This window comes from Pseudomonas fluorescens, from assembly GCF_004683905.1.
In the GTDB taxonomy this organism is placed as follows: Bacteria; Pseudomonadota; Gammaproteobacteria; order Pseudomonadales; family Pseudomonadaceae; genus Aquipseudomonas; species Aquipseudomonas putida_A.
Map to the genome: position 1 here is coordinate 1,785,657 of NZ_CP038438.1, position 14,037 is coordinate 1,799,693.

General features: G+C 58.8%; 17 protein-coding genes. 15 read left to right on the forward strand and 2 right to left on the reverse strand.

The annotated features are described in order from the left end of the window. The first annotated feature begins 159 nt into the window (after positions 1-159). From ccmA to E4T63_RS08155, 10 genes are all read left to right on the forward strand, one after another. Positions 160-795, forward strand: coding sequence for a cytochrome c biogenesis heme-transporting ATPase CcmA (gene ccmA / locus E4T63_RS08110; RefSeq protein WP_027613927.1), 636 nt, complete (start codon positions 160-162; stop codon positions 793-795). Further along, positions 792-1,460, forward strand: a complete 669-nt coding sequence (gene ccmB / locus E4T63_RS08115) for a heme exporter protein CcmB (RefSeq protein ID WP_003222942.1) — start codon at positions 792-794, stop codon at positions 1,458-1,460. Before ccmA ends, ccmB begins: the two co-directional genes overlap by 4 nt. Positions 1,461-1,538: 78 nt before the next feature. Then, positions 1,539-2,294: a heme ABC transporter permease gene (locus E4T63_RS08120; RefSeq protein WP_003222943.1), complete on the forward strand. Its 756-nt coding sequence runs from the start codon at positions 1,539-1,541 to the stop codon at positions 2,292-2,294. Next, positions 2,291-2,467 (forward strand): heme exporter protein CcmD, encoded by a 177-nt coding sequence (ccmD, locus tag E4T63_RS08125; protein WP_115987129.1) that lies wholly within the window; start codon positions 2,291-2,293, stop codon positions 2,465-2,467. The genes E4T63_RS08120 and ccmD overlap by 4 nt, the downstream gene beginning before the upstream one ends. Continuing rightward, positions 2,464-2,919 carry a cytochrome c maturation protein CcmE gene (ccmE, locus tag E4T63_RS08130; RefSeq protein ID WP_041072935.1) on the forward strand — a complete coding sequence of 152 codons (456 nt, stop codon included), beginning with the start codon at positions 2,464-2,466 and terminating at the stop codon, positions 2,917-2,919. The genes ccmD and ccmE overlap by 4 nt, the downstream gene beginning before the upstream one ends. Positions 2,920-2,922: 3 nt before the next feature. After that, positions 2,923-4,911: a heme lyase CcmF/NrfE family subunit gene (locus E4T63_RS08135; protein WP_135295230.1), complete on the forward strand. Its 1,989-nt coding sequence runs from the start codon at positions 2,923-2,925 to the stop codon at positions 4,909-4,911. Beyond that, on the forward strand, positions 4,908-5,444 hold the full coding sequence (locus tag E4T63_RS08140; protein ID WP_135295231.1) for a DsbE family thiol:disulfide interchange protein: 537 nt from the start codon (positions 4,908-4,910) through the stop codon (positions 5,442-5,444). Before E4T63_RS08135 ends, E4T63_RS08140 begins: the two co-directional genes overlap by 4 nt. After that, complete coding sequence (locus E4T63_RS08145) at positions 5,441-5,911, forward strand: cytochrome c-type biogenesis protein (RefSeq protein WP_003222948.1); 471 nt, start codon at positions 5,441-5,443, stop codon at positions 5,909-5,911. The genes E4T63_RS08140 and E4T63_RS08145 overlap by 4 nt, the downstream gene beginning before the upstream one ends. After that, positions 5,908-7,110: a c-type cytochrome biogenesis protein CcmI gene (gene ccmI, locus E4T63_RS08150; protein ID WP_135295232.1), complete on the forward strand. Its 1,203-nt coding sequence runs from the start codon at positions 5,908-5,910 to the stop codon at positions 7,108-7,110. Before E4T63_RS08145 ends, ccmI begins: the two co-directional genes overlap by 4 nt. 28 nt (positions 7,111-7,138) lie before the next feature. Then, positions 7,139-7,543, forward strand: coding sequence for a hypothetical protein (locus E4T63_RS08155; protein WP_135295233.1), 405 nt, complete (start codon positions 7,139-7,141; stop codon positions 7,541-7,543). A 106-nt stretch (positions 7,544-7,649) separates the two neighbouring features. Here the strand turns inward: E4T63_RS08155 and E4T63_RS08160 are convergent, their stop codons facing one another. Next, positions 7,650-8,537 (reverse strand): LysR family transcriptional regulator, encoded by an 888-nt coding sequence (locus E4T63_RS08160; RefSeq protein WP_135295234.1) that lies wholly within the window; start codon positions 8,535-8,537, stop codon positions 7,650-7,652. 267 nt (positions 8,538-8,804) lie between these two features. Here E4T63_RS08160 and E4T63_RS08165 point away from each other — a divergent pair, with 267 nt between their 5' ends. Together E4T63_RS08165 and E4T63_RS08170 are read left to right on the forward strand one after the other, a co-directional pair. Then, a complete protein-coding gene (locus E4T63_RS08165; protein ID WP_027613935.1) occupies positions 8,805-9,017 on the forward strand; it encodes a type II toxin-antitoxin system HicA family toxin in 213 nt (70 codons plus the stop codon). Then, positions 9,017-9,421 (forward strand): type II toxin-antitoxin system HicB family antitoxin, encoded by a 405-nt coding sequence (locus tag E4T63_RS08170; protein ID WP_115987135.1) that lies wholly within the window; start codon positions 9,017-9,019, stop codon positions 9,419-9,421. The genes E4T63_RS08165 and E4T63_RS08170 overlap by 1 nt, the downstream gene beginning before the upstream one ends. Positions 9,422-9,479: 58 nt before the next feature. Here E4T63_RS08170 and E4T63_RS08175 read toward each other — a convergent pair whose 3' ends face one another. Further along, positions 9,480-10,667, reverse strand: a complete 1,188-nt coding sequence (locus E4T63_RS08175) for an MFS transporter (protein ID WP_135295235.1) — start codon at positions 10,665-10,667, stop codon at positions 9,480-9,482. Between the two features lie 243 nt (positions 10,668-10,910). Between E4T63_RS08175 and E4T63_RS08180 the strand changes: the two genes are divergently transcribed. From E4T63_RS08180 to E4T63_RS08190, 3 genes are all read left to right on the forward strand, one after another. Then, positions 10,911-11,531 (forward strand): DUF5666 domain-containing protein, encoded by a 621-nt coding sequence (locus E4T63_RS08180; protein WP_134785766.1) that lies wholly within the window; start codon positions 10,911-10,913, stop codon positions 11,529-11,531. Positions 11,532-11,810: 279 nt separating this feature from the next. Continuing rightward, entirely contained in the window at positions 11,811-13,088 is a 1,278-nt protein-coding gene (locus E4T63_RS08185) for a hypothetical protein (RefSeq protein ID WP_135295236.1), read from the forward strand. After that, a complete protein-coding gene (locus E4T63_RS08190) occupies positions 13,075-14,022 on the forward strand; it encodes a hypothetical protein (protein ID WP_127646222.1) in 948 nt (315 codons plus the stop codon). Before E4T63_RS08185 ends, E4T63_RS08190 begins: the two co-directional genes overlap by 14 nt. Positions 14,023-14,037: the final 15 nt, after the last annotated feature.

Consider the following 14,037-nt stretch of genomic DNA (forward strand, 5'->3'; position numbering starts at 1 on the left):
AAGGCACGGCATGTATAATGCCGCGCGTCTTGCGCTTCGTTCAGAAAACATAGCAATTGTTTGATCCAGCTCTCTGCTTCGCACCGTCATTGCATTTATCCTGCATCTCTTTAACGGCCGCGCCAGAGCCGACTTGAACCGTATAAGGCCCGTGATCCCTTGACCAGTCCTGTCCTGCAAACCGTTGCCCTTGCCTGTGAGCGAGACCTGCGGCTGCTCTTCGAAAATCTCGAATTGCGACTGGCCAGTGGCGATATGGTGCAGATCAGCGGTCCCAACGGCAGCGGCAAGACCAGCCTGCTGCGCCTGTTGTCCGGGTTGATGCAGCCGACCAGCGGTCAGGTGCTGCTCAACGGCCAGCCCTTGACTGCACAACCGAGCGAACTGGCGCGCAACCTGCTGTGGATCGGCCACGCTGCCGGGATCAAGGACCTGCTGACCCCGGAAGAGAACCTGTCCTGGCTCTGCGCTCTGCATCGGCCGGCCGGGCGCGAGGCGATCTGGCAGGCGCTGGCAGCCGTAGGATTGCGCGGATTCGAAGATGTTCCCTGCCACACCCTGTCCGCCGGTCAGCAACGCCGCGTGGCGCTGGCGCGGCTGTATCTGGACAGCCCGCCGCTGTGGATTCTCGACGAGCCGTTCACCGCGCTCGACAAACAGGGCGTGGCGCAGCTTGAAGAACACTTGGCCGGGCACTGCGAGCGCGGCGGTCTGGTGGTTCTGACCACGCACCACACACTGAGCCGGATGCCGGCCGGTTATCGCGATATCGATCTGGGGAACTGGGCAGTATGAGTGTGTTCGGCCTGCTGGTTGCCCGTGAGTCCCGTTTGCTGTTTCGTCGCCCGGCGGAACTGGCCAATCCGCTGATTTTCTTCGCCATCGTCATCGCCTTGTTCCCGCTGGCCGTCGGCCCGGAAACTCAAGTCTTGCAAAACCTGTCCCCGGGGTTAGTCTGGGTGGCCGCGTTGTTGTCGGTCCTGCTTTCGCTGGACGGACTGTTTCGCAGTGATTTCGAAGATGGCTCCCTGGAACAGTGGGTCCTTTCGCCGCACCCGCTGCCCCTACTGGTGCTGGCCAAGGTGCTGGCACACTGGCTGTTCTCGGGACTGGCACTGGTTCTGCTCTCGCCGTTGCTGGCGTTGATGCTCGGTTTGCCGGTCGCCTGCCTGCCGGTGTTGCTGTTGTCGTTGCTGCTGGGTACACCGGTGCTGAGCCTGCTCGGTGCGGTGGGCGCGGCGCTGACGGTTGGTTTGAAACGCGGCGGCCTTTTGCTGGCGTTGCTGATTCTGCCGTTGTACATCCCGGTGTTGATCCTGGGCAGTGGCGCCTTGCAGGCCGCCTTGCAAGGCATGCCGGCGACCGGGTATCTGCTGTGGCTGGGTAGCCTGACCGCCCTGGCGATCACCCTGACACCTTTTGCAATAGCTGCTGGCCTGAAGATCAGCGTCGGCGAATAATGAGGTCTGGTTAAAATTTAACCAGCAAAGACCCTGAGACTGCTCACACCGATGAGCGGCACCCGTGATGGAAACAGTATGAACTGGACCTGGTTTCACAAGCTCGGCTCGCCCAAGTGGTTCTACGGCATCAGCAGCCGGTTTCTGCCGTGGCTGAGCATCGCCGCGTTGCTGCTGATCAGCGTTGGCGTCGTCTGGGGCCTGGCCTTCGCGCCGCCGGATTATCAGCAGGGCAACAGCTTCCGCATCATCTACATCCACGTGCCGGCGGCGATGCTGGCGCAGTCGATCTACGTGATGCTGGCGGTATGCGGCGTGGTCGGGCTGGTGTGGAAAATGAAACTGGCCGACGTCGCCCTGCAATGCGCGGCGCCGATCGGCGCGTGGATGACCGCCGTGGCGCTGGTCACCGGGGCGATCTGGGGCAAGCCGACCTGGGGCTCGTGGTGGGTCTGGGATGCGCGGCTGACGTCGATGCTGATTCTGCTGTTCCTGTATTTCGGGGTGATTGCGCTGGGCAACGCCATCAGCAACCGCGACAGCGCCGCCAAGGCCTGCGCGGTGCTGGCGATCGTCGGGGTGATCAACATTCCGATCATCAAGTACTCGGTGGAGTGGTGGAACACCCTGCACCAGGGCGCGACCTTCACCCTTACGGAAAAACCCGCGATGCCCGCCGAAATGTGGCTGCCGCTGCTGCTGACGGTGCTGGGGTTCTACTGCTTCTTCGGCGCCGTGCTGTTGTTGCGCATGCGCCTCGAAGTGCTCAAGCGCGAAGCCCGCGCCAGTTGGGTCAAAGAAGAAGTGCAGAACAGCCTGGAGGCCGCGCGATGAGTTTTGCTTCATTCGGCGACTTCCTCGCCATGGGCCACCATGGCCTGTATGTCTGGTCGGCCTACGGCATCTGTCTGACGGTGCTGATCCTCAACGTGGTCGCACCGATCGCGGCCCGCAAGCGCTATCTGCAACAAGAGGCGCGTCGTCTGCGCCGGGAGAACGGCAAGTGAATCCGCTGCGCAAAAAACGTCTGACCCTCATTCTGGCGATCCTGGTCGGGGTCGGCGCTGCCGTCGGCCTGGCCCTGAGCGCCCTGCAGGAAAACATCAACCTGTTTTACACGCCGACCCAGATCGCCAACGGTGAAGCGCCGCACGACACGCGCATCCGCGCCGGCGGCATGGTCGAGAAGGGCTCGCTGCAACGTTCGCCGGACTCGCTGGACGTCAAATTCGTTGTCACCGACTTCAACAAAGCCGTGACCATCACCTACCGCGGGATCCTCCCGGATCTGTTCCGCGAAGGGCAGGGCATTGTCGCCCTGGGCAAACTTAACGCCGACGGCGTGGTGGTGGCCGATGAAGTGCTGGCCAAGCACGACGAGAAGTACATGCCGCCGGAAGTGACCAAAGCGCTGAAAGACAGTGGTCAATCGGCACCGACCCCAGCGAAGGAGGGTTGATCGATGACTTCTGCACTGTTTATTCCCGAGCTCGGCCATCTGGCGATGATTCTGGCGCTGTGTTTTGCGCTGGTGCAGGCCGTGGTGCCGCTGTTCGGTGCGTGGCGCGGTGACCGCATGTGGATGGGCCTGGCCCAGCCGGCGGCGTGGGGTCAGTTTGCGTTCCTGCTGTTTGCCTTCGGTTGCCTGACCTACGCGTTCATGACCGACGATTTCTCGGTCGGTTATGTCGCGATGAACTCCAACAGCGCCTTGCCGTGGTATTACAAGTTCAGCGCGGTGTGGGGCGCCCACGAAGGTTCGCTGCTGCTGTGGGCGTTGATCCTCGGTGGCTGGACCTTCGCCGTGTCGGTGTTCTCCCGGCAGTTGCCGCAAGTCATGCTCGCTCGCGTACTGGCGGTGATGGGCATGATCAGCACCGGTTTCCTGTTGTTTCTGATCCTCACCTCCAACCCGTTCTCGCGGATCCTGCCGCAGATTCCGGCCGACGGTCGTGACCTCAATCCGCTGCTGCAAGACATCGGCCTGATTGTGCATCCGCCGATGCTCTACATGGGGTACGTCGGCTTCTCGGTGGCGTTCGCCTTCGCCATTGCCGCACTGCTCGGTGGTCGTCTCGACGCCGCCTGGGCACGCTGGTCGCGCCCTTGGACGATTGTCGCATGGGCCTTCCTCGGCATCGGCATCACCCTCGGTTCATGGTGGGCGTACTACGAACTCGGCTGGGGCGGCTGGTGGTTCTGGGATCCGGTGGAAAACGCCTCGTTCATGCCATGGCTGGTCGGCACCGCGCTGATTCACTCGCTGGCAGTCACGGAAAAACGTGGCGTGTTCAAGAGCTGGACGGTGTTGCTGGCGATTGCCGCGTTCTCGCTGAGCCTGCTTGGCACGTTCCTCGTGCGCTCCGGCGTGCTGACTTCGGTACATGCGTTTGCCTCGGACCCTGAACGCGGTGTGTTCATCCTGATCTTCCTGCTGTTCGTGGTTGGCGGTTCGCTGACGCTGTTTGCGTTGCGCGCTCCGGTGGTCAAGAGCCAGGTCGGCTTCAACCTGTGGTCGCGGGAAACCCTGTTGCTGGGCAACAACCTGGTGCTGGTGGTGGCCGCGTCGATGATTCTGCTCGGCACGTTGTATCCGCTGATTCTTGATGCGATCAGCGGCGCCAAGCTGTCGGTAGGCCCGCCGTACTTCAACGCGTTGTTCATCCCGCTGATGGCGTTGCTGATGCTGGTGATGGCAGTCGGCGTGATCGTCCGCTGGAAGGACACCCCGGTGAAGTGGCTGGCAAACATGCTGACCCCGGTGTTGCTCGGCAGTGTCGCATTGGCCGTGGTGGCTGGTGTCGCTTACGGCGATTTCAACTGGGCGGTGATCGCGACGTTCCTGCTTGCCGCATGGGTGTTGCTCGCCGGTGTGCGCGACATCTTCGACAAGACTCGCCACAAGGGCCTGATCAAAGGCCTGCCAACCCTGACCCGCAGCTACTGGGGCATGCAGATCGCTCACCTCGGCATCGCCGTATGCGCCCTCGGTGTGGTGCTGTCGAGTCAGAACAGTGCCGAGCGCGACCTGCGTCTGGCGCCGGGCGAGTCGATGGATCTGGCCGGTTATCACTTCATCTTCGAAGGTGCCAAACACTTCGAAGGGCCGAACTTCACCTCCGACAAGGGCACCATCCGGGTGATCCGCGACGGCAAGGAAGTCAGCGTGCTGCACCCGGAAAAACGCCTGTACACCGTGCAGAGTTCGATGATGACCGAGGCCGGGATCGACGCCGGTTTCACCCGCGATCTCTACGTTGCACTGGGCGAGCCGCTGGAAAACGGCGCGTGGGCGGTACGGGTTCACGTCAAACCGTTCGTGCGCTGGATCTGGTTCGGCGGTCTGCTGACCGGTCTGGGCGGATTGCTGGCGGCGCTGGATCGGCGTTATCGAGTCAAGGTCAAAGCCCGGGTGCGTGAAGCCCTCGGCCTGCAAGGAGCGGCTGCATGAGACGTTGGTTGATGCTGGTACCCCTGGCGATGTTCCTGCTGGTGGCGGTGTTTCTGTATCGCGGTCTGTACCTCGATCCGGCGGAGCTGCCGTCGGCGATGATCAACAAGCCCTTCCCGGAATTCAGCCTGCCGAACGTGCAGGGTGACAAGACCCTGACCAAGGCTGACATTCTCGGCAAACCGGCGCTGGTCAACGTCTGGGGCACCTGGTGCATTTCCTGCCGGGTCGAGCACCCGGTGCTGAACAAGCTGGCCGAACGCGGTGTGGTGATCTACGGCATCAACTACAAGGACACCAACGCCGATGCGTTGAAGTGGCTGGCCGAATTCCACAACCCGTACCTGCTGGATATTCGTGACGACGAAGGTTCGCTGGGCCTCAACCTCGGCGTGTACGGCGCACCGGAAACCTTCTTCATCGACGCCAAGGGCGTCATTCGCGACAAGTACGTGGGTGTGATCGACGAGCAGGTCTGGCGCGAAAAACTCGCAGCCAAGTATCAGGCGCTGGTCGATGAGGCCAAGCCATGAAGCGCTTTATCGCTGCCGTGGTCTTGGGCCTGAGTCTGGCCGGTGTGGCGCATGCCGCGATCGACACCTACGAGTTCGCCAAGGAAGGTGATCGCGAGCGCTTTCGTGAACTGACCAAGGAACTGCGCTGCCCCAAGTGTCAGAACCAGGACATCGCCGACTCCAACGCGCCGATTGCCGCCGACCTGCGCAAAGAGATTTTCCGCATGCTCGGCGAGGGCAAGGACAATCAGCAGATCATCGACTTCATGGTCGATCGCTACGGTGATTTCGTCCGCTACAAACCGGCGCTCAATGCCAAGACTGCACTGCTGTGGTTCGGCCCGGCCGGCCTGTTGTTCGGTGGTCTGGTGGTGATCGCAGTGATCGTTCGCCGACGCCGCGCACAACGCACCGAGACCCCGCCATCGCTGTCCACCGAAGAGCGTCAGCGCCTCGACCAACTGTTGGATAAAAACCAAGAATGATTGATTTCTGGCTTGCCGCAGGGCTGTTGCTTCTGGTCGCCCTGAGTTTTCTGCTGATCCCGGTTTTGCGTGGCCGTCGCGCCCAGCGTGAAGAGGATCGAACTGCTCTGAACGTGGCGCTGTATCAGGAACGCGTGGCCGAGCTGCAAGCGCAGCAGGCTGAAGGCGTACTCGATGCCGCGCAAATGGACAGCGGGCGCGCGGAAGCGGCGCGTGAGCTGCTCGCCGATACCGAAGGCGTTGCCGCACCGCGTGTGTCGAAACTGGGCAAGCCGTTGCCGCTGCTGGCGGCGGTGTTGGTGCCGGTGTTGGGCCTGGGTCTGTACCTGCATTTCGGTGCTGCCGATAAAGTCGAACTGACCCGTGAATTCGCCCAGGCGCCGCAGTCGATGGAAGAGATGACCCGGCGTCTGGAGCGCGCCGTGGCCGCGCAACCGGATTCCGCCGAAGGCTTGTACTTCCTTGGTCGTACCTACATGGCCCAGGATCGTCCGGCAGATGCGGCGAAGATGTTCGAACGCGCCGCCAACCTGGCCGGTCGCCAACCGGAACTGCTCGGCCAGTGGGCGCAGGCGCAATACTTTGCTGACGGCAAGAAGTGGTCGGACAAGATCCAGGCCCTGACCGATGAAGCGCTGAAAGCCGATCCGAAAGAAGTCACCAGCCTCGGTCTGCTCGGCATCGCCGCGTTCGAGGGCGAGCGTTATCAGCAGGCAATCGACTATTGGAACCGGTTGCTGGCGCAGTTGCCAGAGGGCGACAACTCCCGCGCCGCCTTGCAGGGCGGGATCGAGCGAGCCACCGAGCGCCTGCAAGCCAGTGGCGGCAAGGTTGCCGCCGCGCCAGCAGCCAAGGTTGCCGCTCTGCTCAAGGTGCGCGTCGATCTGGCCAGCGAACTCAAAGGCCAGGTGCAACCGGGCGACAGCGTTTTCATCTTCGCCCGCGCCGTTTCCGGCCCACCGGCACCATTGGCGGCCAAGCGCCTGACCGTGGCCGATCTGCCGGTCACTGTCGAATTGGGCGATGCCGACGCGATGATGCCGCAGTTGAAACTGTCGAACTTCCCTGAAGTCCAACTGGTTGCGCGCATCTCCCGTGCCGGTCAACCGACCGCCGGGGAGTGGGTGGGTCGCAGCGGCCCGCTGGCCAGCAGCACCACCGCGCAGCAAACTCTGACCATCGACAGCCCGGACCGATAACCCCCGGAACCCACAGGAAAGCACCGCCATGCACAGCCTCGCCCGCATCTCCGTCATCACATTGGCCTTGAGCATGAGCGCATGTGCGGTGCACCGACCGGAACCGACCACCAGCCTGCCGCCCATCCCGCCGTCGCAACCGAGCCCGACCCCGTCGACCTCGCCGACTCCGGGCAAAAGCATCCCGGCCAAACCGTCCAAGCCAGTCCCACGCACCTCAGCCAGCTTCGCCCCACCACCGGGCGGCAACAGCCACTGGGACCAGAAGCTCGGCGTCTACGTCCTCGACGACCAGCCCAACACCTTCTACCGCCAGCGCACCTACTTCCGCTGGAACAACGGCTGGACTCGCTCCGTCAGCCCCAACGGCCCTTGGGAAGACACCGATATCCACGGCGTACCGCCGGGATTGGGCAAACAGTTCGGGCAGTGATGAAAAAACGGCGATCTTTGGATCGCCGTTTTTTTGTGTGTTGCCGGGCATTGATGATGTCCCTGTAGGAGCTGGCGAAGCCTGCGATCTTTTGATTAGCTGTTTTTCACAATCCGCTGGTCAACAACCCCTGCACATAATCCACAAACGCCTGCGCCTTCGCACTGACCATCCGCCCCGTGGGAAACACCGCCCACAAGTCCTGATCCGGCAATACCCAGTCATTCATCACCGCCCTGACCGCACCGCTTGCCAGCTCCGGAGCGAACATCCATTGCGAGGCGATGGTCAGGCCCTGATCGGCCAGCACGGCTGCACGCAAACCCTCGGCGGCGCTGACCCGCAGGCGGCCGGTCAGGGTTTGCGTCTGTTGTTCGCTGCCCTGGGTGAAGATCCAGGTGGCGCCGCCGCTGAGGTTGTAGACGATGCCTTGATGCTTATCCAAATCGGCAGGGCAGCTCGGCTCGCCGTGGCGGGCGAAGTAGGCCGGGGTGCCGAGCACTACGCGGTGACAGTCGGCGATTTTACGCACGGTGAGGCTGGAGTCGCTGAGCGGGCCCATGCGCAGGGCGATGTCGATACCTTCTTCGACCAGATTGATGTTGCGATCATCGAGCATCAGGTCGATGTTCAGCTGTGGATGCTGATCGAGAAACGGCCCCAGCTGCGGCACGACGTGCAGGCGACCGAAAGTCACCGCAGCGCTGATGCGCAGGTTGCCGCTTAAACCGCTGGCGCTGCCACGGGCGGCGTTATCGGCTTCGTTGGCTTCGTCGATGGCGCGTCTGGCCCGTTCGAAAAACGCGAGTCCGGCTTCAGTCGGGGTCAGGCCGCGAGTCGAGCGCAGCAACAGGCTGACCGCCAGGCGTTTTTCCAACTGAGCGATGGTTTTCGACACGGCGGGCTGGCCGATATTCAGCCGTCGGGCGGCAGCGGAAAACGAGCCGGTTTCGACCACGTAGACGAAGGTTTCCATGGCGGCGAGGCGGTCCATCAGTCTTCCTGCAAATCTGAAAGTTGTCGTAGTCCCCTTGTGGGAGCGGGCTTGCTCGCGAAAGCGGTCTGACATTCAGCACATGTATTGGCTGATCCAACGCCTTCGCGAGCAAGCCCGCTCCCACAGGGAATAGGGTGCTGAGTGTAATCCGCGTCCATTCAATCACATGCGGTAAAACAACCAAACGTCGTCCTGCAGATTTATGTGCTTGAGTAAAGATAACTCTAGAGTTACTTTTATTCGGCCGGAGCAAGGAGGCGCCAGGTGCAAAGCAGGCTATTGATCAAGGAGCTGGAGGAGGCAGGCTGGACGCTGGATCGAGTCACCGGCAGTCATCACATCTTCACGCATCGTTACAACCCGTACACCATTCCCGTTCCTCACCCTAAAAAGGATTTGCCGCTGGGGACGGTCAAAAGCATCAGGAGGCGTGCCGGGTTGTACCACCCGCCAGCCAGCTACAAGGGAGATCCATAATGCAATATCCGATCTGCATCGAATGGGGTGACGACAACACCGCCATCGGTATTCAGATACCTGACATTCCCGGCGCCGTCACGGCCGGGGACACTTTCGAGGACGCCTATAACGCAGCCGTTGAAGTCGCCCATCTCATGTTGCAGGAGATAGCGGCGGACGGGGAATCGATTCCGATGCCGACGTCGGCAGCGGCCCATCGCAATAATCCGGAGTTTGCCGACATGGGCTGGGGGATGCTCGAGCTGGATATCTCGCCGTACATGGGCAAGACCGAGAAGGTCAACGTGACGTTGCCAGGCTATGTGATCCAGCGCATCGATCGCTATGTGCGTGAACACAATGTCAAAAGCCGCTCTTCGTTTCTGGCAGATGCGGCGATGGAGAAGCTGGTTCGGTATTAAGCGTCATCGCTCTCACAGGCCCAGTGAGCAACCTGTGGGAGCGAGCTTGCTCGACATCTTACGCCGTTGCCAAAGCACCACGCTGCGACGCACTCAGGAACCGCAACAACGCCAGCAGCGGGAACGCGCTACCGACAATCACGATCCACAACCAGCCGCCATGCTCATACACCGCACTGGCGACCGACGAGCCGAAAGCGCCGCCGATGAAGATGCTGGTCATGTACAGCGCGTTGAGGCGACCACGGCTTTTGGCGTCCAGCGAGTAGACCGCGCGCTGGCCGAGAACCATGTTCATCTGCACGCAGAAGTCCAGTACCACGCCGGTCACCGCGAGGCCGATGACGCTGTAGGCCGGGTGAATGAAGGCCGGCAGGAAGCTCAGGCTGGCGAACAGCATGGCCAGCAGCGAAGCGATGCGGGTGTGGCCGGCGTCAGCCAGGCGTCCGCTGATCGGCGCGGCGATGGCACCGATGGCGCCGACCAGCGCGAAGATCGCAATCTCGCTTTGCGACAGACCGTGGTTGCGCGCCAGTTCCAGTGGCACCGCTGTCCAGAACAGGCTGAAGGTGGCGAACATGCAGCCCTGATAAAACGCCCGCTGACGCAGCACCGGTTGCTGGCGCAGCAGCGTCCACAGCGAGCCGAGCAACTGGCCGTAGGAAGCGCTGTGATCCGGTTGGCGCTTGGGCACGGTCAGCGCCAGCACCACGCTGATCGCCGCCATCAACGCCGCGGCAATCATGAACATCGCACGCCAGCCGAAATGGTCAGCCACTACGCTCGACACCGGCCGCGCCAGCAGAATGCCCAACAGCAGGCCGCCCATGATCCCGCCGACCACCCGGCCACGGGATTCTTCCGGCGCCAGATGCGCGGCCAGCGGAATCAGGATCTGCACCGACACCGAACTGAAGCCCACCAGCAACGAGATCAGCAGGAACACGTTCGGCTGACGGGTGAACGCCGCGCCGAGCAGGCTGGCAATCGCCACCACCGTGGTGATGATCATCAACCGGCGGTTTTCCAGCAGGTCGCCCAGCGGCACCAGGAAGAACAGGCCCAGCGCATAACCGATCTGCGTCAGCGAGACGATGAAGCTGGCCATGGTGTCGGAAAGACCGATGTCCGGCGCGATCAGGCCGATGATCGGTTGCGCGTAGTAGATGTTGGCGACGATCGCGCCGCAGCAGAAGGCGAACAGCAGCACCATGCCTCGGGTCATTGCGTGAGTTGTGGCGTTCATAAGGTTTCTCGATCCAGCGAAAGGGAATGCGGTGAGGCTAAGGGACGCACCGACGCGGCGGTAGAAGCCTTGTATCGATATCAGTTATTCCGTTGCGGAATGATTGGCTTCAGCGGCGGTGTCGTCCATCGGCGAACCTTGCGTCCAGCCGGGGAGGGTCGATGATACATTCACTTACATGTTCTTCGATAGCGTGCTTATGTTTACCGCTGCGCTTTTACTGTTCATCAACGGAGGATTGCCATGTTGCGTCAGCTGCTGCGTCACACCACCACGATTGCCTTGATTGGCCTGCTCAGTGCCACTGCGGTGCAGGCCGCCGATGCCCCGGGCATGCGTCTCGGCGTGCGCGGTGAGATCACCGGGGTCAGCGCCGATTCGCTGAAAGTCCACGTCAACAGCGGCGAGAACGTGGTGATCCGGTTGACTGCGGACACCAAGGTGCGTGCCGTCACGCTGGCGAATATCGAAGACATCAAACCCGGCAGCTACATTGGCTCGGCCGCCATGCCGCAGGAAGATGGCACCCTCAAGGCAATGGAAGTGCACGTATTCCCGCCGGAACTGGCCGGCAGCGGTGACGGTCATCGGCCATTCGACTTGGCCAAGGGCAGCAGCATGACCAATGGCAGTGTCGGTGATCTGGTGGTCAGCAATGGCCGGGTGCTGACGGTCAATTACAAGGGCGGACAGCAGAAGATCCTGGTGCCGGAGGACGTGCCGATCGTCAACCTGATGCCGGGGGATCGGAGTTTGCTGAAGGTGGGGGTGAAGATCGTCACTTTTGTCACGCAAAGTGCGGACGGCACGCTGACCGCGCAATCGATCTCGGCGGGCAAGGATGGTGTGAAACCACCGATGTGAAGTCGATTTGATCGTAAATTGGAATGCTTTAAACGAACCATGGGTAACGGCGCTTTCTCCAATTTCATCATGGTTTTACCGTACGTGCGTATGAAAAATCCTGTATCACTGTGGCTGAATGGTTGGAGAGAGCGTAGGAATATTTGCTTTTCTAAGCAGAATTTCTTGTCAAGGTGGAAAACCATTTATTACATATGAGGTTTTTCGAGAATCTTGGGGTTGGCGAGGAAACGAAAAAAAACTAAAGTGTTTTGAGTGAATTATTAGGGAAATTACTCGATGGCTCCGAAAGCGGTACCAACGAAAAAAGCAAAGAATTCTCCTTCTGAAAAGGGTCGAGAGACCGAGCTTAAGGGACCTGCACTCAATTTGCCCGAAGGATCATCCCAAGAAATTGAACCCTCGCGATTATTACTTGATCCGCACAATCTCAGGCTTTTAGAACGGGTGGGGGATATTTATAAGATCCTGGATGTAAAGCTTTTTGGTCAGCCAGCTATTCAGGATAAGCTTTATGGGGTTGTGAATGGAGAGCCACGTTTTGATATAGAGTCTCTCGCAACTTCAATAGAAAATAACGGTTTTTTGAAGCATGAAAGGTTAATTGTTGCAAAGTACGATGGCGACAAGTTTTTGGTGCTTGAGGGGAATCGTAGGGTTACCGCGGTACGTAGACTTTTCAATGACTCAGGGCCAAATCATGAAAAGCTTCGTCCACAAGTTAGAGAGTCACTTAGAACACTTCCTTGTTTTGTTTTGGAAGGTCCCGTTATAGATGGTAGCGCGAAGCAACTTGAGAAGTATCGACGCGCTTCTGAAATATATATCGGTATGCGCCATTTGATGGGGGCGAAAAGTTGGGAGCCAGCGAGCCGCTATGAATTTCAGTCTCGACTGATTTTTGAAGATGGCTGGAGTGTGGCACAGGTTGCTGATCGCTTTGGACGTAAAAAATCGGAAGTGCTGCGCGATCTGAAAGCGCACGTGTTGTATAAAGATTTTCTGGCTTTTGAAAAGAGATCTTCAGTAAAACACACATTGACCTATAACGCATTCTCAGAGGCGGCAAGAGCACCTGCGATATCTAGGTGGTTAGGCTGGTCTGAAAAAGACATGAGCTATGTTAATAGCGCTAGTGAAGATGTGTTTTTTCACTATCTATTGAACAAGCTGGCTGTGGAGACAAATAATCTCGAAGATCAAGAGGATAGTGGCGGTACAGAAGTTTCGGCAGAGATGGCAGTTCGTCGTCTTCGTGAAATGTTGAAGCTCGAAGACAGTTCGGTATTAGAAGCTTTAGCTGATCGTGACTTTCGGTCGGCGGAAATATTTTTTGAGGAGAGGAAAGAAGGAGAGCTTTCCAAGAAAATCGCAATGTTCATCAGGACATTGAAGAGGACTCCTACGGATGATTTAATAGAGTCGCCTGAAACTAAACAAAAACTCGAAGAATTGAAGGGCCAGGTTACAAGAATGTTAGCGGTGATCAATGCTTTGTCGGAGGTGCAGTCACAACTCCAAGGTTCATTGTCAGAGGTAAACAATGGCGCTGACTGAAGCAGAGATTTCCGTTGTCGTTAAAGCAGCAAAAAAATTGGCTATCGATGCACCAGAAGTTTCAGTTGAAAGTTTTTACGGAAGTGAGCTTAACCTGAGTCCGGTGCAGTTGGCGGCAGCGTTTCCCGATCCTGATCCCGGCGGAGAAGTGGCAATTGCAGTCAGTCATCTTTCTCTCGCGCGTGAGCAAATATTGCGAGATAAGTGTGAGGTTGCAGAGTTTGTAGTTTACTCGGGGGTTAATGGTAATAGTGTTATTTCCGGGCTCTGTACTTATCTTTCTAGGGTGCAATTGTCTAGTTCGTATCCTTCTGATTTTTTAGAGCGTATAAAAAAACATAAGAATATAAGGGCGGCACTGCTTAATATTGATAAGGGGCATGATCTCGAGGTCGTTGCGGCAGCCATTCTATCTGAAGCTTGTTTTTTTGGGGCTGCCACGAAGGGGTCTGGAGACCAAGGTGTGGATGCGATTGCCTGGAATCATCTCGTGGATATCGAGGAAGCTTTTTCGCATGGAACAGTAGGGGGAGGGTTGGTTAGAGCCGGTCAAAAGGTAATGATTGTCGCATCCTCCAAGGCTGCCATTAATAGCAATTTTGATAATCCAAAGGTTATTAATCCTGCTCATATTAGGGAGTTGATTGGCGGGTGGCTGATTCAAAGAAGTGAAAGTGGGAATTGGCGGGAGTTTGGTATTCAGATGTTGACGCCGCTTCAGTTGGTTCTAGTAACAACGTACCGTCTTAGTCCCGCTTCTAAAGATGAGTGTCAGAAGTTGGGTGTACAGGTTTGGGGTATTGCTGAGTTAATCTATTTAATTTGCAGATATGCACCATCGTCAGTCTTTCAGCGAGGTGGGAAGTTTGTTTTTTCTCCAGCTAAATTTAATGAGTGGTGGCAGGCTAAGTCGCATTCGCGAGTTAGCCCTTAATTAGGAGCAAGGCGA